This is a genomic window from Francisella opportunistica, assembly GCF_003347135.1.
In the GTDB taxonomy this organism is placed as follows: Bacteria; Pseudomonadota; Gammaproteobacteria; order Francisellales; family Francisellaceae; genus Francisella; species Francisella opportunistica.
The window spans coordinates 1,061,582-1,081,666 of record NZ_CP022377.1 but is presented as its reverse complement, the minus strand read 5'-3'; the positions used below and the strand labels follow the sequence as shown (position 1 = coordinate 1,081,666).

Here is a 20,085-nt window from a genome sequence, read left to right as displayed (position 1 = left end):
CAATTTTAAGCAATCTTCTTTAAAAAATTCTCAACAAACTCTATTCTTTGTTCTGCAGTTTTTGTTGCTTTTATAATTAGCAGATCTTGCTCTTTAGTGAGTCTAAAATCAGCAGGCTGTGATTGGATAAGTTTTATTAGTTTTTGTGGTTCAAATTTTGCACTATTTGAGAAACTAATTTTACCAGATGTAGCAAACATTTTTATTTGAGCAATTCCTAGTGCTATTGCATCTATTTTTATATGTGCTACTTTTAGTAGATAAAGAACTTCTAAAGGTAGTTTACCAAAGCGATCAATTAGCTCAATCTTGATATTAACTAGCTCTTTGTGATTAGCTTTGGAGATGCGTTTATAGATGTTCAAACGGGTATTGACATCATTAATATAATAATCAGGAATTAGTGTTGGAATATTTAACTCAACTTCGCAGATTGTAGAGTTAATAACCTCTTCAATATTAAGTTCTTTACCAGCTTTTAGATTTGCAATAGTTTTATCAAGTAAATCAATATATAGATTCAGACCAATACCATCGATATTACCACTTTGTTCCTCTCCAAGTATTTCACCCGCACCACGAATTTCTAAATCATGATTAGCTAAGGTAAAACCACCTCCTAATGATTCAGTGTTGCTAATAGCTTCAAGCCTTTTTAGCGCATCTTTGGTGATACTTGCTTCATTAGGTATCAGCATATATGCGTAAGCTTGGTGATGTGAACGTCCAACTCTACCTCTTAGTTGGTGAAGTTGAGCTAAACCTAAGTTATTAGCATCTTCTATAATTAAAGTATTTGCATTTGGTATATCTATGCCAGTTTCAATAATTGTAGTACATAGTAATATGTGATACTTATTATGTTTAAAATCAAACATAACTTTCTGGATTTCTTTTTCGCTCATTTGTCCATGAGCTATAGCTATCCTTAGGCGCGGGAATAATTCTTGAAGAATTTCTTTTTTCTTTTGAATAGTCTCAACTTTATTATAAAGATAAAAAACTTGTCCACCACGAATAGTCTCACGACTTACAGCTTCACGAATTATATTATTATCATATTCTTTGACAAAAGTTTTAACTGATAAGCGTTTTGCAGGCGGTGAAGCGATAATTGATAGGTCTCTTAATGCGGAGAATGCCATACTTAAACTACGTGGAATAGGGGTTGCAGACATAGTCAAAATATCTATTTCGGCTTTTAGAGCTTTTAACTTTTCTTTTTGTGCAACGCCAAAACGATGTTCCTCATCAATAATTAGTAAACCTAGGTTTTTAAAATCAATTTTTGATGAAATTAGTTTATGGGTGCCAATAATTATATCTACACTACCTTTTTTAAGGTTTTCAAAAAGTTGTTGCTGAGCTTTTGGCGTTTTTGAGCGAGTAATTACTTCGATATTAACAGCGGTATTGGCAAATCTATCTTTGAAACTATTGTAATGTTGTTGGGCTAAAATTGTTGTAGGTACTAAGATTGCTACTTGTTTTTGATTTTGTGTGGCTAGAAAAGCTGCACGCATCGCGATCTCTGTCTTACCAAAACCAACGTCACCACAGATTAGTCTATCCATAGGTTTAGTTGCAATCATATCTTTAAATACATCATTAATAGCTAAAAGCTGATCAGGAGTTTCTTCATAAGGAAAATCTGCACAAAATCTCAGATATTCCTCCTCATTTAAGCTATTGCTAAAACCTTGGCGCATTTCTCTTTTTGCATAAATTTCTAGAAGATTTGCTGCTATATCAATGATCTTTTTGATAGTTTTTTCTTTTTGCTTTTTCCATTTATCTGTACCAAGCTTATTTAGTGCTATTTTTTCATTGAGTGAAGAATTATAAATAGAGATTAGATTTAATGACGTTATAGGCACATAGATTTTGGCGTCATTTGCATATCTGAGCAATATAAATTCATCTTTTTTGCCATTTAGTTCAACACTTTCTAAACCTTCATATCTACCTATACCATGATCAATATGCACAACATGCATTCCTGGTTTTAAATCTGTTAGATCTTTAAGATCAATAGTAGGATGGTAATCATGCTGTGAAACTTTGGAGGCATTATAAGTATGCTCAGGGAATAAATCTGCTTCTGTAATTAGAACTATCTTTTTATCTATAATTACACCTTCTTGAAAAGGTGAAACTATTAGGCAGAATTTACCAGTTACTTTTAGAGCCTCACTAAAGCTTTTACAGCTTTGTATATTTAGATCAAGCTTACTTAAATGCTCTAGAAGTACTTCAGCGCGTCCATTTGAATCAGTTGAGAAAATAACTTTATCGAAGTTAGATTTATCAAGAAGTTGCTGTAAATCTCTAAATGGATTTGCCAGCTTGTAGTTTGCAGAAACCTTTTCTAAATGATCTACTTTGAGTGTTTTAGATTTCGATTTTGGCTGCTGAAACCATTTGATATTTTTGTATTGCTCATAAATACCTTTTATCTCTTTTTGTGAGTAAAAAATCTCTTGGTAAGGTAGGATTGGTCTATCACTATCATGCTTAAGCTCATTATACCTAAATTTTACTTCTTCAGAAAAAGCCTCAATCGAATTATTAATATTATCAACTAAGTGAATATTTGTTGATTGTGGTAGATATTCATAAAGACTGGTAAGCTTGTCATAAAACAAAGGTAAATAAAACTCAATCCCACTGAAATATTCGTTATTTTGTATATATGTTGCAATTGTTGAATTAAGAGCTTTCTCACCACATAATCTCTCAAGTTTACCTAAAGCAAAAGCAGTATTTTGATGGTTATATACTAGCTCATGTGATGGCATAATGTTGATAGATTGTATTTCATTACCAGAGCGTTGTGTTTCAGTATTGAGCTCTTTGATACTATCAACCTCATCATCAAAAAGATCTATCCGAAAAGCAATTTTTGAGCCGATAGGGTATATATCGATAATACTACCACGAATACTAAATTCACTTTTCTCAAAAACATTGTTTACTAAGGTATAACCTGCTTCTGTAAGGAGCATTTTATATTTGCTGATATCTAATCTATCACCTGTCTTGAGTATAAAACTATGCTCTTTTATAAAGCTTACTGGAGCAAGTTTTCTTAGTGTATTTGATATACTCGTGATTATTAGAGTATTTTTTGGTCGATGTGTCATTTTATGTAGAATCTCTTGGCGTCTAGAGATGATATCTACAGCAGCTGAGAATCTATCATAAGGGAGAATTTCTAAGTTTGGAAAAAATAAAATCTCTATCTTTGATTTATCTTTATTGAGATATTTTAATTCTTTGTATATTTTATGCGCCTGTTGTGAATCTTCAGTAACTATTATATTAAACTCGTTATTTTGCTTGAGGTATTCATTAAACAAAATACTAAAAGCAGAGCCATAAGCATTAGATACAATAGTATCTTTAGCAGATATCTGGTTATTAAGCATTAGAATATTGTTAGATTAGAAATTTTAAGATAAATGATAATATAAATTAGTCTCTATCGCCAGCTACAGCACCAAAGATTTGTAATAGAGTTATAAAGATGTTAAATAAAGAAACATAAATGTTTACAGTAGCTAAGATGTAGTTAGTTTCCTCACCTCTTACGATAGCATTTGTCTGCCATAAGATAAAGCCACCGGATATAAATGCAAATACTAGTGATATAACTAAAGCTAAAGCAGGAAGCTGTAGGAATATATTAATAATTAGAGCAACTAATGCTACAATAGCACCTATAGCACAGAATGACCCCAATCTGTTAAAGTTTCTCGCAGGACTCATCGCAACTACAGATAAACCAAGAAAGATAAGACCTGTAGTTCCAAATGCCATCATGATTAGCTCAGCACCGTTTTTAAACATAGTAAGATACATGTTTAATATAGGACCTAATGAATAGCCTAAAAGACCTGTTAGAGCAAAAGTTAAAACTATTCCCCATGGTGAGTTTTTAGTAGCATTAATACCAAATAGTAAACCAATATAAACTACTAGCATTAATAGTGGATTCATGATGGTTGCGCCTGTGCTCATCGCTATAAATGCTGTAAAAGCACTAAATAGTAGTGTCATAGAAAGCAACCAATATGTGTTTCTAAGAACTCTGTTTGCTCTTAGTACAGACTCTTGAGAGAGTGAGTTTATTACACGAGTGTTATTACCAAAGTTATTCATTTTTTCTCCTTTAAATTTGTCTTGTATAGTCAATAAAAGTTTATTTGCAATTAATTATAGCATAATTTATAGTGTTAAATATGGGGCATAAAGCTAAATTTACAAGAAAATTATTTATAAACTAATAGAAATATCATATAAGAAAGATACAAATATTAGTGATGAGAATATTAGATAGAGTAGCGTTGTAGTGATAATTTCATTTTTGCCACCTGCAAGTATTTTGCCAAGTGAGAAATATATTGGCACGATAAAAATATTTAAAGTCAAAGCTAAAAGTGTAGCGATTATAAGGATTATATTGCTAACTAGGATGTTATTTGTAAATATTGCTATCATCAAAATAAATACTCGGATAGCTTCGATATAAAGCATGGTTTTTATAATATGCGAGTTAGTGATTGATTCAACACGTAGAGTTATAAACTTAAACCTCCAACCAAAATACATTATTATGCATAATAAATAGCCAGCTAATAAAAATAAAAAAGTACTTATTGCAGAGTTTAGATATATTGTATTTACTACATGTTCATACCTGAGGAAACTTAGATAAAAGACTTTATTTATAACTATAAGTGCTAAACTAAAGTAGATATATTTTAAGAGATTTTTACCATTTTCTTTGTTATTAGAAACTGTAAGGATATGTAAGTATATCAGCGATAGAGGAAGGATAACTAAGTTTAAACTACTAAAAACATTTAGATTAACAAGCAAATAAAAAAGTATAAAAGCAAATATAAAGAAAATCAAAAGTACCCCATAAAAGCTTAAGTTGACTCTTTCTGTTTGGCTTGTTAATGAGGTATTGAGCTTATAGCTATTTTTGAGGAAAAATAATAATAAAAAGATAACTATAAAAAGATAAAAAAATTTAAAATAATACATATCCTTAAGTACAATAAAGTAGATAACAATACCTATAGCAATTCCAAGTAAAGCACTTGAATATACCCCAATAAAACCATATATTCTGCGGATATCTGTCTTAAGATAAAAAGCACTTAAGTTAAAAAGTAGATTAACAATAGCTATAGCTAGTCCAATCCACAACACAGCACAACTAAATAGAACCATATTGTGAATAAAAGATAAAATAATCGCTATTATAATAAACTGTAGACCATGAATAATTGACTTGGTTGAGCCAAACATATAATTACTAATACAGCCAAAGATCCCAGCAAAAAATATTACAAAAAGATGGTCATTACGATTATAGAAGAAGTTAATATCACCATAGTCATTCAATATAGTTATAAAAGGGGTAAAGCATAAGCATAAGCAAAAAATCATAAAAGCAATAATATGTAGGCCTTTAGGTTGCTTAAAATTAATATTTGCTTTTGAAATCTTTATAGAATTTCTCATTATATAAGTACTAATTTTTGTAGTTTGATTAAATAGCTTTGTTCATCTGGGAGAATATTATATTTCTGTGATTTCCACATCTCCTCTGCGAGATAGTCTATCATAAGATGATGTACTTTATGTTCATCATTATTATATTTCTTAAGAAGTTGCTGATAAACATTATTTATGCCAAAGGGGCGGTTTGTCTGAACTTGTTCAATAATAGCTAAATGCAGGCTTATGTGCAAAAAAGGATTAATTTGCCCCATTTCTAGTGAATAGTCTTTATCAATGTTATTAAGAGTAATCTGTTTGTGATATTCTGGATGTAGCTCTATAATTCTAGCTATTTGCTCTTCTAAAGCTGTCAAAGGCTTGTTGTTGACAAACTTATCCCAGCTATCGATAAAAAGTTTGCGCAGTTGGTATCTATCTTGAGAGAGAATCATCGATATTTTTCCTTATCTTTAAATTCACAGTAGTCATAAATTATACAATTACGACACTTAGGTCTCTGTGCTGTACAGATATAGCGACCATGCAATATTATCCAGTGGTGAGCATCATGTAGATATTTTTTAGGAATCACTCGCAGAAGTTTTTTTTCAACTTCATTAACGTTTTTACCCTTAGCTAAAGGGATACGATTTGCAAGCCTAAAAATATGTGTATCAACCGCGATTGTTGGTTGACCAAAAGCTGTATTAAGAACTACATTTGCAGTTTTTCTGCCTACGCCTGCTAAAGATATCAGGTCATCAAAATTATCTGGTACTTTACTACCAAACTTTTCAATTAAATCTTTACATGTCGCTATAATATTTTTAGCTTTGGTTTTGTAAAGTCCAATAGATTTTATATACTCAGCTAATTTTTGCTCACCTAAGGTATATATTTGTTCTGGAGTATTAGCAACTTTGAACAATACTTTAGTAGCTTTATTGACACCAATATCAGTTGCTTGAGCTGATAAAATTACTGCAATTAGAAGTTCAAAATTAGATGTATATTCAAGTTCTGTTGTTGGTTTTGGATCATTTTTTTTCCAAGTCTCAAAAATTTGGATTCTTTTTTGCTTATTCATTGGTTGGTGAAGATTTCTTTTTATTTCTAAACTTGGTTAATGAAGCGGCGATATAGGCTTTTTTATCGATTTCTTGAGCTGTAGCTATATTCTTATAAGCTTCTCTTTGTTTAGCTTTTATTTGACTTACTCTTTGCTTATGATATTCGTATCTACCACGATAGTGATTTTTTTGTGCTGTATAAATATTATCACTTAGGTTATTAGGTTGTTTATCTGCAGCTAAATCCACCAAAGATATACAGTCCATTGGGCATGGCTCTACACATAGCTCACAGCCTGTACATTCTACTTCAATCACAGTATGCATGAGCTTTTTTGCGCCGACTATAGCATCAACAGGACAGGCAAGTAAGCATTTCTCACAACCAATACACATTGATTCATCAATCTTTGCAACAGCACGGAGTTTTTCTTGTCCTAGTGAGCTATCTAAAGCTATTTCAGTTTTATTTAAAAGTTTCATTAATTCTTTTAAAGTTTTCTCTCCACCTGTGATACATTTATTATGCTTTTCGCCATTTGTAATTGCTTTAGCATAGCTATAACAGTCAGGATAACTACATTTTTGGCATTGTGTTTGTGGTAATACTTTATCAATTGCTTCTATGGATATAATCATTTTAGTATAATTCTATGTTTGTTTTAGCTTCGATATTTTTTATATAGTTAGTAATATTTGCTGGTATTTCAAGCAAATCCCTAGCCATTGTTAAGATAAAAAATATTGGAAAAATATTTATATCATCCCAAGAAAACTTCTCACTATTAATAAAAGGAGTTTTTACAAAAGGATCAATTTTTGCAAGTATTTGGTTTATTGCTCTGATTGAGTCATAAGGAGGATTTCTAAGTAGAGCATCAAAATCACCAATATATTGCGTTTTTTTATTTATAAAATATTCTTTAGCACTTTGTGTTGGGAAGTCACATTCATTACGCGGATGATGAGGGATTCGTGGGTATACAATTCTGCGATAATGTGGTGCTAGTTCAGCAATACAATCTTTGACAAAACTATCAATAGTTGACTCTGCAATTTCAAAATTCTGGGTTTTGGCAATAAACTTACAGATTTCATCACTTTCTTTGATAAATGTGCCATCATCTTTTTCTAGAAATGGTACTTGTTTCGAGCCAATTCTATCAATATGAGCTTTTTCATCGTCATTTGCTAAGATTATCATCTGATAGTCTAAATTGCTTAGGTCAGCAACTAGTCTTACTTTTATGCAGTAAGGGCAATGGTGATATAGATATATTTTCATGATTGTTTATTTATACATTTATATTTTGCTTAATTATATCATTTCTTGAGATTAGATAAACTTGTTTAGTTAATCAGATGCTATGTTAAAAAATACAAAATTTGCTAATTTTTTATTTTTATTTCTCACAAAAGACATTAGTATAAAATTTATTACCTTTAGGAAATACTATGTTAAAGGATCTAAAATCAAAACAAAGTTTCACAATTGCTGCAATTACATTCTGGGGACAGTTTGCAACTTATAGTTTCAATGCTATCTTAATTCTTTATCTCACAAAATCTGTTATGGAATATGGTATTGGCTTCTCTGAGAGTTATGCCTATTCATTTCAGGGTATATATAAAGCTATGAATTATGCAATTATTATGTTTGGAGGTTATATAGCAGATCGATACCTTGGATTAAGAAGGTCAATATTTTTAGGAAGCTTATTACTTGCTTTTGGTTATTTAACTGTGTTTTTAAGTGGTTTTTTTGTTAAAGTAAGCAATGAATTCTTTATTTTTGCTTTTGCACTAATCCCAGTATGTGGTTCATTGCAAATGGGTACAGCCTCTGCAATGGTCTCTAAAATATATAGTGAAGATCCTGTAAATGCTAAGGGTGCTATGACATTGTTTTATATATCGATTAATTTAGGCAGTTTATTAGCATTTATTATTGCACCTATGTTAATTGGTTATAAATTTGGTGCTTTGGCAGTGTTGAGTGTAGTGTTTGTTGGTAAATTACTAGCAATAACTAATTTTGCATACCGATATAAAATATATAACAATGTTGTTGATGAGATTGATAAAAATCCAATGACAACTATTGCTAAACAAATTGTTATTAGTTACTTGATTATAGTCTATATTTTTACCCTTATTTGTTATCACTATCCAGACTATGCAAATATTGTTGTAGCTGGTATAAGTATGTTGTGTTTAATACTGTTTTTATTGAGAACTATATTTTTCTTAGGCGGTGATGTACGTATAAAACAAATAGTAGGGCTGATATTGATAATTGTGGCTGTAGTATTTTTTGTTATTTATAATCAAATGGAATCAACGCTTGTTATGGCAGCAAAAAACAACTCAGATCTATTAATGTTTGGCTTTAAAGTTAATGCTGCGAGTTATCAGATGGTTAACCCGATTTTGATAATATTTGGTGGTATGCTTTTAATAAGAATATATCCAATGTTTCCAAGATTTTATATACCATATCAATTTGCAGTAGGAGTTTTATTAGCTGCTGCAGGTTTATTTATAATGTACTACGGCTTCTCTGTAGTTCGTGATGGTATTGTAAATGGTAACTATATTACATTCTCATATGTTTTAATTTCTATTTCAGAGTTATTTGTAAGTGCAATAGGTCTTAGTATGATTGGTATATATTGTGATAATAAAACTATTGGCTTTGCAATGGGAGCATGGTATATATCCTCTTCTATGGCAAATTCTATAACAGGGCTATTAAATCAAGTAGTTGCTCTCCCAAAAGATGGAGTTAGTGCTTTAGAAAGTGCTAATATGTACCAAGCTTATTTCTTTGATACTAGTGTAAGTGTTATGTTAATCGGACTTTTAGTGCTGATATTAGCGTACTTCTTGATAAGATTTATGAAAATAAGAAATATAGATTTTGTATAAGATTAACTTAAACTAGGAGCATTAAAGTTTCTTTTAGCAGCTTCTTGATCTAATAGATATAAACCACTGTCTTTGACAAGTTTGATTTTATTAATCATATCGCCAATTGTTGCTTCTTCTTCGACTTGTTCATCGATAAACCACTGTAGGAAACTCTTAGTAGAGTGCTCTTTCTCTTCTAAAGCTATATTCATTAAGTTGTAAAAGTTAGCAGAGACTTCTTGTTCATGTGCAAGAGTTGCCTCAAAAACTTCAAGTAATGAATTAAAACTATTTTGTGGTGCCGCAACAGATTTGACTTCAATACGGCCATTTTTATCATTTATAAACTTCATGATTTTTTTTGCATGAAAAAGTTCCTCTTCATACTGTGCCATAAACCAATTAGTAAAGCCTCCAAGACCAAGGTCTGCAGTATAACCAGCCATAGCTAAATAAATATTTGCAGACTCTAACTCGTAGTTAAACTGATCATTTAAAGAATCTAATAATTTTTTTGATATCATAGGATGTCTCCTTATTTTTTATACTTTATTAAAGTCTAAAGGTTTTTCAGAGTATCTGCAAATTTATAATATTATAAAAAATTGTTTGATAGAGATATTAGATTATAAAAAGATTTAGTAATAGAGACAAACTTAAACTAATTATTTATAAATAGGAGTTTATCTTTTATAATGTAGGGAAATTATAGCTTAAATAAATATGCTAAAAATTATTATGAAGGAAATATCTAGTATAAAAGTAAAAGTCGAAAGTGGCAGTAAATATACTACAGATCATGGTTTTTATGCTGTTAAAGATGGGGTCAGAAATAAGAAAGAGAATTCTGTGCATGTGCGTAAACCAGATTGGTTAAAGGTGCAAAGACAAGACTCTAAAGAATATTTAAAAGTTAGATCTATAACAAAAGAACATAAACTTTCGACAGTTTGTGAAGAAGCAAAATGTCCAAATATCAATGAGTGTTGGTCTCATGGTACAGCAACAATTATGTTAATGGGAAGTGTATGTACCAGGGCTTGTAAGTTTTGTTCTGTAGACACAGGTAATCCAAAAGGTTGGTTAGATAAAGATGAGCCTCTAAATGCTGCAGAGAGTGTCAAGCTTATGGGACTTGAGTATGTAGTGCTAACATCTGTAGATCGTGATGATTTAGAAGATGGCGGGGCTGGACATTATGCAGCCACTATTACAGCTATCAAAAAACTTGATGAGAATATCAAAGTAGAAGCATTGACTCCGGATTTTGCTGGCATTAAAAAAAATATTGATAAAATTATAAATACAAAAGTAGATGTAATTGCACAAAACATCGAAACTGTAGAACGTCTGACTCATTTGGTGCGTGATCCACGAGCAGGGTACTGGCAAACATTAAACTTCTTAAAATATGTTAAAGAAAAAATACCAAATGTGCTTACCAAGACTAGTATTATGGTTGGTTTAGGAGAGACTGATGAAGAGATCTACGAGGCTATGGATGATGCGCGAAGTGTCGGTGTTGATATAATTACTCTTGGGCAATATATGCAACCAACAAAGCATCATTTGAGTGTTGAGAGATTTGTGACTCCACAACAATTTGAAGAGTATCGCAAAGTAGGTCTTGCAAAAGGTTTCCTAGAAGTAGCATCAGGTCCTATGGTTAGATCAAGCTATAGAGCTGATAGAGTTTTCAAAAGAAATAACCTAGATTTGTAGAATCAAAAAATATAAAGGTGAATAAAATGATAAAAGTAGCGGTAGTATTATCTGGATGTGGTTATCTTGATGGTTCAGAAATATACGAAACTGTACTGACAATATTAGCATTAGAAAAACAAGGTGTAGTATGGCAAGGTATTGCGCTAAATAAAGATCAAAAGCAAGTAATTAATCATTTGCATCAATCTGTAGATAACAAAGCTTCACCACGTAATATTCTCGAAGAATCGGCACGCCTAACAAGAGGTAATGTCATAGATATAACTGAGGCTGATAGTGATGACTACGAGGCTGTAATTTTCCCAGGAGGTTTTGGTGCAGCTAAAAATATCATGGATTTTGCTTTTGTTGGTGATGATAGCTATCAAATGGATGAGGAAGTTTTAAAATTCGCGCGAGCTTTTTATTTAGCGGATAAACCAGCTGGTTATATTTGTATAGCTCCATTGATGATACCTTTGGTATATCCGGAGGGCACAAAAGCTACTGTTGGTACTGATGAAAACACCACGGCAATTTTAGCAAAAAAAGGTGCTGAAGCTATAATTATGGACGCCACAGACATTTGTGTTGATGAGGGTGTCAAAGTTGTATCAACTCCAGCATACATGTGTGCGAGGAATATCTTAGAAGCTTCTCAAGGAATTGAAAAATTAGTAGAAAAAGTAGTTAGTTATATTTAGGTAAAAGGTGTAAAAATGGCAGGTCATAGTAAATGGGCTAATATTAAGCATAAAAAAGCAAAAGAAGATGCAAAACGTGGCAAAATTTTTACAAAGCTAATCAGAGAAATAACTGTTGCTGCAAGATTAGGTGGTGGCGATAAAGATGCTAATCCACGTCTAAGAGCTGCAATAGCAACTGCTTTGGCGCACAACATGAGTAAAGACACTATTGAAAGAGCAGTAGTAAAAGGTGCTGGTGGTGATGAAAGTGCAAATGTAGAGGAGGTTCGTTACGAAGGTTATGGTCCAGGAGGTGTAGCAATTATTGTGGATTGTATGACTGATAACCGTAATCGTACTGTTGGCGAGGTTCGTCATGCATTTACAAAAAGTGGTGGTAACCTCGGTACAGATGGTTCTGTAGCATATATGTTCACTAAAAAAGGGATCATTTCATTTGCACCAGGTTTAGAGGAGGATGCCTTGATGGAAGTTGCTTTGGAAGCTGGTGCAGAAGATATAATCACTCATGAAGATGGTAGTATAGATGTATACACAGATCCACATGACTTCTCTGATATACAAGAGACTTTAATTAAAAAAGGTTTTAATTCTGAAAGTGCAGAAGTTACTTTTGATGCTGAAACAAAGGCAGAATTAGATGCAGAAACTGCAGAGAAAGTTATGGCATTGATTGACAAGTTAGAAGATTTAGATGATGTACAAAGTGTTTATTCAAATGCTAATTTTACTCAAGAGCTAATCGAGCAATTTGGTTAGATTTTCTTATTCGACTATAATTAATGATATTGATAGTTTTCTATATATTCGTATTAATTTATAGTAAAATCTTGTAGTCATAGGATGATAATAAGTATTAAATGGTTATTTTAGGAATAGATCCAGGCTCAAGGATAACAGGTTTCGGAGTCATAAAAGTCCAAGAAAATAAAATCTATTATGTCGCAAGTGGCTGTATTCGTATTACAGAAGCAACTACCGCAAGAAGGCTTAAGCAGGTTGCTGATGGTATAACACAAATTATAAGTATTTATGCACCGACTGAGGCTGCTATTGAGCAAATCTTTATGTTTCAGAACCCTATGGGGGCTATTAAGCTAGGTCAAGCTAGAGGGGTGGCGATGTGTACGCTAGCAATTAACAATCTAGAGGTTAGCGAATACTCAGCCAAACAAATCAAACAAGCCGTAGTAGGTACTGGAGGTGCTGCTAAATCACAAGTCCAGCATATGGTACAATCTTTGTTAGGGTTGAGTAAGAAACCTCCAGAAGATGCAGCAGATGCCTTAGCAATAGCAATATGTCATTATCATAGTAGTAAATCATTGGCAAAAATCTCTGGAGCAAGTCGGGTTTCTCAAAAGAGAGTTAAATAAATATCAAAAAAATCATTTGTCTAAGTTCGGTGGCAAACTTATAATAGCCTTATCATAAAAATTTAGCAGTGTTTTTTTATATGGGCACAAAGTATTATATTAGAGCTTGTACAGTATGGCTTATTGGCGCTACATTTTTCTTTTATGAATTTTTCCTAAGAGTGTTGCCAAACTCACTCCATCAAGATATAGTTGTTAGTTTTCATGCAACGGCTTTTAGTTTTTCGTTATTTGGTGGAGCTTTTTATTTGTGCTATTCATTATTACAGGTGCCGGTAGGATTTTTATTTGATAAGTATGGTATAAAAAAATCACTATTTTTTGCAACCATCACATGTGCTTTAGGAGCATTACTTTTTTCGCTAACATCTAGTCTATATGTTGCTGTTTTTGCAAGATGCTTGATGGGCATTGGTGCAGCTTTTGGTTTTTTAGGTTTATTAATAATATCAACACAATGGTTCCCGATGAGATATATGGGAATTTTATCAGGATCAACTCAGATATTAGGAACTATGGGGCCAATCCTTGCTGGTGGGCCATTGTTGTTTTTTGTAAATTACTTAGATAGTTGGCGATTGGTAATATTAATTTCTGCTATTTTAGGAATTTTGTTAGCTGTATTGATTTTAGTTTTTGTCAAAGAAGGTTCAAAAGCTAAACAAACTTTAACTAAGCAAGAATTAACTAGTGATATAAAAGATAATCTTTTAAACAAAAAGCTAAATAGTATATATTTTTACGCTTTCTTTATTTACTGTTCTATACCTACATTAGGAGCTATTTGGGGAGTGAACTTATTACAAACTAAAGGACTTACTATTACTCAGGCATCTTATTCTGTGGCTTTTTTATGGCTAGGGCTTGGTATCGGTAGTCCTTTTTTTGGTTTAATGTATGATAAGTTTAAAGACAAGATCAATATGCTATTTATAGTTTCTCTATTAGGTCTTATCTGTGTTTCTTTATTATTATTTTTACGGTTAAATCAAATGATGAGTATGATAGTGTTATTTTTAATTGGTTGTGCTGCTGCTGGTCAGACACTTTCATTCACTGTAATAGCAAATTATAGAGGGCAAAAGCCTAAATCCATATTTTTTGGTATAAATAATACTGTAGTAATGTTTTCAGGTTTTATTGTTCCCCTCATTGTTGGTCTATTAGTTAATAGTTTTAATCTAGATATTTCTCTAGCTCTTTCAATTCTTCCTATCGCTTTTTTAGTAGCACTTATAGTAAGCTTAAAATTATCAACAGTTCAAAGGAACTAAGGGAATATTATTGATGATAAGTTTTATAAAAGGTGTATTGATAGAAAAAGATCCAACAGCTTTACTTATTGATGTAAATGGTATTGGTTATGAGGTTTTTGTACCAATGACAACATTCTATACACTAGGTGAAATTGACAGTCAGGTTTGCCTTCATACACATTTTGTCGTTCGTGAAGATGCTCAGCAGCTCTATGGATTTAAATCAAAAGTTGATAAGAAAGTTTTTCAAGAACTAATTAAAGTAAGTGGGGTAGGAGCTAGAACAGCTCTTGCTATTTTATCTGGTATGGATTCAAAAACTCTGTTACATTGTATCGAAAACAAAGATTATACCTTATTAGCCACAGTGCCGGGGATTGGTAAGAAAACAGCAGAGCGCCTGGTTGTTGAAATTTATGATAAATTATTGAAAATGGCTAATGAGATTTATGCTCAATCTACAGGTTCTAGTACAGCTACTCTAGGTTTACAAGCACAACAAGTATCAACACCTACAGTGTTAGCAAACTCCATATTTAACGAATCTGTCGATGCATTGTTAGCTTTGGGTTATAAGCAAAAAGATGCCGAAAAAATGATTCGCTCTGCTATGGGAGATGCAACTACAGCAGCAGAGGTAATTCGTAGAGCTTTACAAGGGTCAATAAGATCAAAAAGATAATATTTAGAATATAAAGGGGGGAAGATAATGATATTAACTATAGCATTAACAGTGCTATTAATTACTTTTGGTATAATATTTTTTTTAATAATTAACAAAAAATCCACAGAAGTTGGTAATATTCGCCAAGCATTTGAGCAATACAAAAACTCCACACAGCAAGAGTTGATAACACTGCGAAGTAAAGAAGTAACATTTGATACACTACTAGATCAAGAAAAACAAAAGAACGCAGAATTAAAGCATGATAGCGCACAACGCATAGATGAGTTAAAACTAGAGTTAAAATTAGAGAGAGATAAAGCATATAACTATATTGATGAGATAAAAAATAATAAATCGCAAATAGCAATGCTTGAAACTCAACTCAAAGAGCAAAATAATGCGCTGCGAGAGAAAATAGAGTTGTTACAAAATAGTGAAGCAAAGCTTAAAATTGAGTTTGAAAATTTAGCTAATAAAATTTTTGAAGATAGTTCTAAGAAACTAAATGAACGAAATCAACAAAGTTTAAATAGTGTCTTAAATCCTGTTAAAGAACAACTAAGAGATTTTAAACAAAAAGTTGAAGATGTTTATGATAAAGAATCTAATGCTAGAAGTGCGTTACAAAATGAGCTTAAGACTCTTAAAGAACTCAATCAAAAGATGACTACAGAAGCACATAATCTCACCAATGCCCTCAGAAGTAGTACTAAACAACAAGGTATATGGGGTGAGATGGTACTTGAAAATGTTCTTGAAAAATCGGGACTTAGAGAAGGTTTTGAGTATTTTAGAGAGAAGCAAACTACAGATGATCAGGGTAAAGTATACCGACCTGATGTGGTTGTCAAACTACCTGATAATCGTGATATTATCATAGATGCTAAGACCTCACTATTTGCTTATAATGACTATATGGCGGCTGATGATGATCACAAACAGTCTCACCTAAAAGCTCATATTAGATCAATCAGAGAACATATCAAAGGTTTAGCAAATAAAAGCTATGAAAATCTAAAAGGTATAAACTCATTAGATTTTATCTTTATGTTCATACCAGTAGAGGGGGCTCTGTTACTTGCTCTTGATAAAGATACAAGATTATATGATGAGGCATTCAAACAAAAGATAATCCTAGTAAGCCCTACAACCCTGCTTGTAGCATTACGCGCTGTTGAAAATACTTGGCGATATGAAAAACAAGCTCAGAGTATCTCAGATATATATACTAGAGCAGAGGAACTATACAAAAAATTTGTTGGTTTTGTTGAAGATTTAGAAAAAGTAGGTAAGTCTATAAATGATGCTAATAAATCTTATGAAAATGCTTTTAGTAAACTAAAAACTGGTCGTGGCAATCTAATTAGTCAAGTTGAAAAACTTAAGCAAGTTTCGAATATAAAACCAAAAAAGGAACTTGATAATAATTTAGTTGATAATGCTATGAGTGATAGCTAAATATATATTTATATATTAGCTAAAGTTATTAACTCTTAAAGTAAAAATATAAAATACGATTTTTAAAAAACTATATTTTTTCTTAGAATCATTTTGGCAATACTTAGGTCAGTCGCAGGATAAGAATTTTCATCGTCTTTTATATATAGCTATAGCTGTTTTGGTTATTATTCAAATTCTTAATAGTAAAGACTGTTAATTTAATGTTTGTTCAAACCTAAAAAAACAGGGTCATCTTCGTGCTTGATACGGAGATCTTATACTATTTAAGAGATTCCCACCTGCGTGAGAATGACAATAAATATTAATCAGCAACCTTTAGTAATTTTGTGCATATTTGTTATGGTCTTAATTTTGGGGCTTATATACATATCTGTGGTGGTGTGCTTATCGTTGTTTTAATAGAGTTGTATATTTATGCTCATGTTTTTATGGGTGTAGTATATTACCTGATACCAAGATAACTTACTGGATTTATGAGTAAAGCTAAGAATTAGTATGTATAGTGATAGAGTGATAGGCAAAATTTATTAAAATGAATTTTTCATTGCAAGAGGTTTTAAGAAATCATCAATATTACAATGACTTTCGATAGGATGCCTAAGCTTTTTGTTTTTATTGATAGTATAGTGATTATTTCTACCAATCTTTGTGACTGTTAGATAGGCTGTCTCAGTTAGGTCACTTAGAATATTTAAGACCGCTCTTTCAGTGATTCCAACCTTGATAGCCATATCTCTAATAGTGATGTTTGGGTCACTATTGATGAGACATAACACATGAGAATGATTAGTTAAGAAAGTCCAACTTTGTTGTTTATTTGTAGGCATTAGTATCATTTTAAAAGTTTTATTTTATACTTATTATACTGGAGTATATGGCAAAGATGAATGGTGAAGTACGATTTGTATTTCATCTTTATCATTTGGTTTGAATCCCATTGTGTAGTTTGCTATTACCTTGTTACCATTAGTTTGAGTTAGATGTTTGTTACCCATAACTATACTTATATTGTCTTGAACTATATATCCAGCATTTTCAAATTCTAAGTTTGCCCAAGGACCGATAGCAAAGCCATTATCTTCAGGGTATTTATCATTGCCTGCAACAAAATAAGATATCGCACCCTCTAATTCACCTCTAAACATCTTTTTAGAAGCTAGAGTCGGTTTAAAAAGAACTTGACTATTATCATAAGCATACATCTCTTTAATAAAATCATGAGCTAATTTCTTATAGTCTCCTCCTTCCCTATAAGTTTTAGAAATCTTTAATAAACCATTTTTCCACTTAATTAGTGCATTATCTATATCTTGTTTAGTCATATTTTTCTCCTCTCTTAAAATACGAACTTATATATATGTATTAATATTCACGTATTTTAATTCATAAAAATTATTTGTAAAGCTTTTATATCAAAAATCTTTTAAAAATTTTTGTTAAGATAGATAATCTATTAAGGCAGCTATGAAGGATATTATTAAGCTATGGATATAATAGATTCACATATCCATTTTTGGGATATAAGAAATGGTTATAACGATTGGGTTAAAGATACAAACTTACCAGAACTAGTAATACCAGAGCATCTGAATGCTAGTGCATTTGTACATATAGAAGCTCATAGTGAAAAATTTGATCCTTTATGTGAGTATAACTGGTTAAAATCTAAATTTAATAATAAAAATATTAAAATAGTAGCTTTTGCTGATTTTAATTTAGAAATTTCTCAGTTTGAAAAAAAGATTACATATTTAGCTAAACACAATGATATTGTTGGTATACGCCAAATTATGTCAAAAACATATAAATCAAAATATAGTCCATTTGAAAAGTCTATACCAAAAGATTTAGAGCAAAAGTTAAAAATTCTAAAGAATAATGATTTTATTTTTGAAGCACAAATGTATCCAGAGCAGTTTTTACCTATTTTAGAAAAAATAAGTAATTCTAATGTGAAAATGATGGTAGAACATTTTGGTTTACCTCTATTCGGACGTGATAATAACTTGATAGAATGGCATAGGTTTATAAAAGAATGTGGGCAAAATACTAGCTGGAATCTTAAGCTTTCTGGATTTGATTTAAATAATGGTATGTCAAATGTAGAAAAAGCACTAGATTTTGTTTTTGAGAATATTTCATTTCATCAGTTATGTTATGGTTCAAACTTTCCTGTGTCAAATCGCGATGATTATAATTATTGGCAGAAATTTTTATATAAATACATTAATAATAATGAAATATCTAAACATATCTTTAAAAATGTAGCACGTAGGGCTTATTTCAAAGAGGGGTAATATCTTCTGCAAACCTTTTAGCCTTAGAAAAGTCTATTTTATCAGGATTTCTTATATCGAAAATTAATTCTAATAGCATTTGCTTAGTTAGCTTAGGTAAACAAGTTATTGTCGCTTGGTTTTTATATTTAGGCATATGCCATTTATCAAATATTTTTTTGTCAATATCCTCTAGAACTATAGTAATTGCTTGTGGGTTTTTCCATGCTTTTATGTTGTTTTTCTTTAGAATTTCTAGGAAATTTTTACTTTTATCTAGACATTCTTGGTACCTTTGCGTAAGTCCTTTTTTAGACCCTAAAGATAGAATTCTATTGTACAATAATACTGCTGATAAACCATTTCTACTGCCTCCTATAGTCATATCATCATTGTCGATGTATTCTATATAGTTTTGTGAAATATATTTTTTCTGTATTAGTAATATTCCCGAGGGCATAGGGCCACCTAGGAATTTATGCCCACTAATATTTACTGATTCAAAATCTTCTCCAATAATATAAGGTTCTTTTAAAGGTAGGAAAGCTCCATCAAATGCGCCATCTAGATGTACATAAAAATTATCTGTATATTTCTTTAAAATATTTCTGGCTTCTTTATGCTTATCTAAAGAAGATGTTATAGTTGAACCAATAGTTGCAACAAAAATATATGCCTGATTTTTTTTATTATTTTCTTTTAAGAAATGCTCTAATAATTCTAGATCAATCTCTCCATTACTACGAGAACCTATAACTTTATTTTTGATCCCTAATATGTTTGCGGTTTTATTTATACAATAATGAGCGTAATCACTATAAATTAAAGTTACATCATAAGTTTTAAAATAGTTCCTAGCATTCCATACAGCATATAATATAGCTTCTGAGCTACAGCTTGCTATATACCCCCAAGAATCATTTGTATTAGTCATATATAAGCTAAGAAAAAAGTTTATAACAGCTCTCTCATGGCCTAAAGTACTAAAAGGAGAGCCTTTACTATATGGATTACCAATATTATTAAAATGTTCAGATACCAGTTCTTTACAACTATCATAGTTAAAATCTGTAGCAGTGGGATAACCAATATATACTTTTTTATTGTGTGCTAGCCTAAATTTTAAATTTTCAATATTCTTCAT

20 protein-coding genes and 1 pseudogene are annotated in these 20,085 nt (G+C 31.3%); 10 read left to right on the top strand and 11 right to left on the bottom strand.

Annotated elements, in window-relative coordinates; all coding sequences use genetic code 11:
- Nucleotides 1-5: 5 nt before the first annotated feature.
- The 7 genes from mfd to grxB form a co-directional block, all read right to left on the bottom strand.
- The gene (gene mfd, locus CGC45_RS05375) at nucleotides 6-3,428 is read right to left on the bottom strand and encodes a transcription-repair coupling factor (protein WP_071629308.1); all 3,423 of its coding nucleotides are present in this window, start codon (nucleotides 3,426-3,428) and stop codon (nucleotides 6-8) included.
- 46 nt (nucleotides 3,429-3,474) lie between these two features.
- Nucleotides 3,475-4,161, bottom strand: coding sequence for a Bax inhibitor-1/YccA family protein (locus CGC45_RS05370; RefSeq protein ID WP_071629307.1), 687 nt, complete (start codon nucleotides 4,159-4,161; stop codon nucleotides 3,475-3,477).
- 114 nt (nucleotides 4,162-4,275) lie between these two features.
- Complete coding sequence (locus CGC45_RS05365) at nucleotides 4,276-5,535, bottom strand: hypothetical protein (RefSeq protein WP_071629306.1); 1,260 nt, start codon at nucleotides 5,533-5,535, stop codon at nucleotides 4,276-4,278.
- Nucleotides 5,535-5,966, bottom strand: a complete 432-nt coding sequence (locus tag CGC45_RS05360) for a DUF1841 family protein (RefSeq protein ID WP_071629305.1) — start codon at nucleotides 5,964-5,966, stop codon at nucleotides 5,535-5,537. Before CGC45_RS05360 ends, CGC45_RS05365 begins: the two co-directional genes overlap by 1 nt.
- Entirely contained in the window at nucleotides 5,963-6,601 is a 639-nt protein-coding gene (nth, locus tag CGC45_RS05355) for an endonuclease III (protein WP_071629304.1), read from the bottom strand. Before nth ends, CGC45_RS05360 begins: the two co-directional genes overlap by 4 nt.
- A complete protein-coding gene (locus CGC45_RS05350) occupies nucleotides 6,594-7,223 on the bottom strand; it encodes an RnfABCDGE type electron transport complex subunit B (RefSeq protein WP_071629303.1) in 630 nt (209 codons plus the stop codon). Before CGC45_RS05350 ends, nth begins: the two co-directional genes overlap by 8 nt.
- A gap of 1 nt (nucleotide 7,224) precedes the next feature.
- Nucleotides 7,225-7,869: a glutaredoxin 2 gene (grxB, locus tag CGC45_RS05345; protein ID WP_071629302.1), complete on the bottom strand. Its 645-nt coding sequence runs from the start codon at nucleotides 7,867-7,869 to the stop codon at nucleotides 7,225-7,227.
- Nucleotides 7,870-8,039: 170 nt separating this feature from the next.
- On the opposite strand from grxB, the gene CGC45_RS05340 reads away from it, so the two are divergent.
- The gene (locus CGC45_RS05340; RefSeq protein WP_071629301.1) at nucleotides 8,040-9,512 is read left to right on the top strand and encodes a peptide MFS transporter; all 1,473 of its coding nucleotides are present in this window, start codon (nucleotides 8,040-8,042) and stop codon (nucleotides 9,510-9,512) included.
- Nucleotides 9,513-9,514: 2 nt separating this feature from the next.
- Here CGC45_RS05340 and CGC45_RS05335 read toward each other — a convergent pair whose 3' ends face one another.
- Entirely contained in the window at nucleotides 9,515-10,018 is a 504-nt protein-coding gene (locus CGC45_RS05335) for a ferritin (protein WP_071629300.1), read from the bottom strand.
- Between the two features lie 214 nt (nucleotides 10,019-10,232).
- On the opposite strand from CGC45_RS05335, the gene lipA reads away from it, so the two are divergent.
- The 8 genes and pseudogenes from lipA to CGC45_RS09460 form a co-directional block, all read left to right on the top strand.
- Complete coding sequence (gene lipA, locus CGC45_RS05330) at nucleotides 10,233-11,216, top strand: lipoyl synthase (protein WP_071629976.1); 984 nt, start codon at nucleotides 10,233-10,235, stop codon at nucleotides 11,214-11,216.
- Nucleotides 11,217-11,242: 26 nt separating this feature from the next.
- Nucleotides 11,243-11,902 carry an isoprenoid biosynthesis glyoxalase ElbB gene (gene elbB, locus CGC45_RS05325; protein ID WP_071629299.1) on the top strand — a complete coding sequence of 220 codons (660 nt, stop codon included), beginning with the start codon at nucleotides 11,243-11,245 and terminating at the stop codon, nucleotides 11,900-11,902.
- Nucleotides 11,903-11,917: 15 nt separating this feature from the next.
- The gene (locus CGC45_RS05320; protein ID WP_071629298.1) at nucleotides 11,918-12,664 is read left to right on the top strand and encodes a YebC/PmpR family DNA-binding transcriptional regulator; all 747 of its coding nucleotides are present in this window, start codon (nucleotides 11,918-11,920) and stop codon (nucleotides 12,662-12,664) included.
- A 101-nt stretch (nucleotides 12,665-12,765) separates the two neighbouring features.
- Nucleotides 12,766-13,281 carry a crossover junction endodeoxyribonuclease RuvC gene (gene ruvC / locus CGC45_RS05315; RefSeq protein ID WP_071629297.1) on the top strand — a complete coding sequence of 172 codons (516 nt, stop codon included), beginning with the start codon at nucleotides 12,766-12,768 and terminating at the stop codon, nucleotides 13,279-13,281.
- Between the two features lie 80 nt (nucleotides 13,282-13,361).
- A complete protein-coding gene (locus tag CGC45_RS05310) occupies nucleotides 13,362-14,555 on the top strand; it encodes an MFS transporter (RefSeq protein WP_071629296.1) in 1,194 nt (397 codons plus the stop codon).
- A gap of 13 nt (nucleotides 14,556-14,568) precedes the next feature.
- Nucleotides 14,569-15,219 carry a Holliday junction branch migration protein RuvA gene (gene ruvA, locus CGC45_RS05305; RefSeq protein ID WP_071629295.1) on the top strand — a complete coding sequence of 217 codons (651 nt, stop codon included), beginning with the start codon at nucleotides 14,569-14,571 and terminating at the stop codon, nucleotides 15,217-15,219.
- Between the two features lie 27 nt (nucleotides 15,220-15,246).
- The gene (locus CGC45_RS05300) at nucleotides 15,247-16,662 is read left to right on the top strand and encodes a DNA recombination protein RmuC (protein ID WP_071629294.1); all 1,416 of its coding nucleotides are present in this window, start codon (nucleotides 15,247-15,249) and stop codon (nucleotides 16,660-16,662) included.
- Between the two features lie 58 nt (nucleotides 16,663-16,720).
- Nucleotides 16,721-16,849 (top strand): annotated as a pseudogene (locus tag CGC45_RS09460) (cytochrome b/b6 domain-containing protein); the annotation flags it as partial.
- Between the two features lie 343 nt (nucleotides 16,850-17,192).
- On the opposite strand, the gene CGC45_RS05290 reads toward CGC45_RS09460, so the two are convergent.
- Together CGC45_RS05290 and CGC45_RS05285 are read right to left on the bottom strand one after the other, a co-directional pair.
- Complete coding sequence (locus tag CGC45_RS05290; RefSeq protein ID WP_071629975.1) at nucleotides 17,193-17,492, bottom strand: winged helix-turn-helix transcriptional regulator; 300 nt, start codon at nucleotides 17,490-17,492, stop codon at nucleotides 17,193-17,195.
- A gap of 33 nt (nucleotides 17,493-17,525) precedes the next feature.
- A complete protein-coding gene (locus CGC45_RS05285) occupies nucleotides 17,526-17,987 on the bottom strand; it encodes a metal-independent carbonic anhydrase family protein (protein ID WP_071629293.1) in 462 nt (153 codons plus the stop codon).
- 162 nt (nucleotides 17,988-18,149) lie between these two features.
- Between CGC45_RS05285 and CGC45_RS05280 the strand changes: the two genes are divergently transcribed.
- A complete protein-coding gene (locus CGC45_RS05280) occupies nucleotides 18,150-18,962 on the top strand; it encodes an amidohydrolase family protein (protein ID WP_071629292.1) in 813 nt (270 codons plus the stop codon).
- Here the strand turns inward: CGC45_RS05280 and CGC45_RS05275 are convergent.
- The gene (locus CGC45_RS05275; RefSeq protein ID WP_071629291.1) at nucleotides 18,949-20,085 is read right to left on the bottom strand and encodes a histidine decarboxylase; all 1,137 of its coding nucleotides are present in this window, start codon (nucleotides 20,083-20,085) and stop codon (nucleotides 18,949-18,951) included. The two genes, CGC45_RS05280 and CGC45_RS05275, sit on opposite strands and share 14 nt — an antisense overlap.

Coding starts and splice junctions, on each gene's coding strand:
- CGC45_RS05335 (WP_071629300.1), bottom strand. CDS start 10,018: ATGATATCAAAAAAATTATTAGATTCTTTAAATGATCAGTTTAACTAC.
- CGC45_RS05310 (WP_071629296.1), top strand. CDS start 13,362: ATGGGCACAAAGTATTATATTAGAGCTTGTACAGTATGGCTTATTGGC.
- CGC45_RS05285 (WP_071629293.1), bottom strand. CDS start 17,987: ATGACTAAACAAGATATAGATAATGCACTAATTAAGTGGAAAAATGGT.
- CGC45_RS05300 (WP_071629294.1), top strand. CDS start 15,247: ATGATATTAACTATAGCATTAACAGTGCTATTAATTACTTTTGGTATA.
- elbB (WP_071629299.1), top strand. CDS start 11,243: ATGATAAAAGTAGCGGTAGTATTATCTGGATGTGGTTATCTTGATGGT.
- CGC45_RS05350 (WP_071629303.1), bottom strand. CDS start 7,223: ATGATTATATCCATAGAAGCAATTGATAAAGTATTACCACAAACACAA.
- CGC45_RS05320 (WP_071629298.1), top strand. CDS start 11,918: ATGGCAGGTCATAGTAAATGGGCTAATATTAAGCATAAAAAAGCAAAA.
- CGC45_RS05365 (WP_071629306.1), bottom strand. CDS start 5,535: ATGAGAAATTCTATAAAGATTTCAAAAGCAAATATTAATTTTAAGCAA.
- CGC45_RS05370 (WP_071629307.1), bottom strand. CDS start 4,161: ATGAATAACTTTGGTAATAACACTCGTGTAATAAACTCACTCTCTCAA.
- ruvA (WP_071629295.1), top strand. CDS start 14,569: ATGATAAGTTTTATAAAAGGTGTATTGATAGAAAAAGATCCAACAGCT.
- CGC45_RS05360 (WP_071629305.1), bottom strand. CDS start 5,966: ATGATTCTCTCTCAAGATAGATACCAACTGCGCAAACTTTTTATCGAT.
- nth (WP_071629304.1), bottom strand. CDS start 6,601: ATGAATAAGCAAAAAAGAATCCAAATTTTTGAGACTTGGAAAAAAAAT.
- mfd (WP_071629308.1), bottom strand. CDS start 3,428: ATGCTTAATAACCAGATATCTGCTAAAGATACTATTGTATCTAATGCT.
- ruvC (WP_071629297.1), top strand. CDS start 12,766: ATGGTTATTTTAGGAATAGATCCAGGCTCAAGGATAACAGGTTTCGGA.
- CGC45_RS05290 (WP_071629975.1), bottom strand. CDS start 17,492: ATGCCTACAAATAAACAACAAAGTTGGACTTTCTTAACTAATCATTCT.
- CGC45_RS05280 (WP_071629292.1), top strand. CDS start 18,150: ATGGATATAATAGATTCACATATCCATTTTTGGGATATAAGAAATGGT.
- grxB (WP_071629302.1), bottom strand. CDS start 7,869: ATGAAAATATATCTATATCACCATTGCCCTTACTGCATAAAAGTAAGA.
- CGC45_RS05275 (WP_071629291.1), bottom strand. CDS start 20,085: ATGAAGAATATTGAAAATTTAAAATTTAGGCTAGCACACAATAAAAAA.
- lipA (WP_071629976.1), top strand. CDS start 10,233: ATGAAGGAAATATCTAGTATAAAAGTAAAAGTCGAAAGTGGCAGTAAA.
- CGC45_RS05340 (WP_071629301.1), top strand. CDS start 8,040: ATGTTAAAGGATCTAAAATCAAAACAAAGTTTCACAATTGCTGCAATT.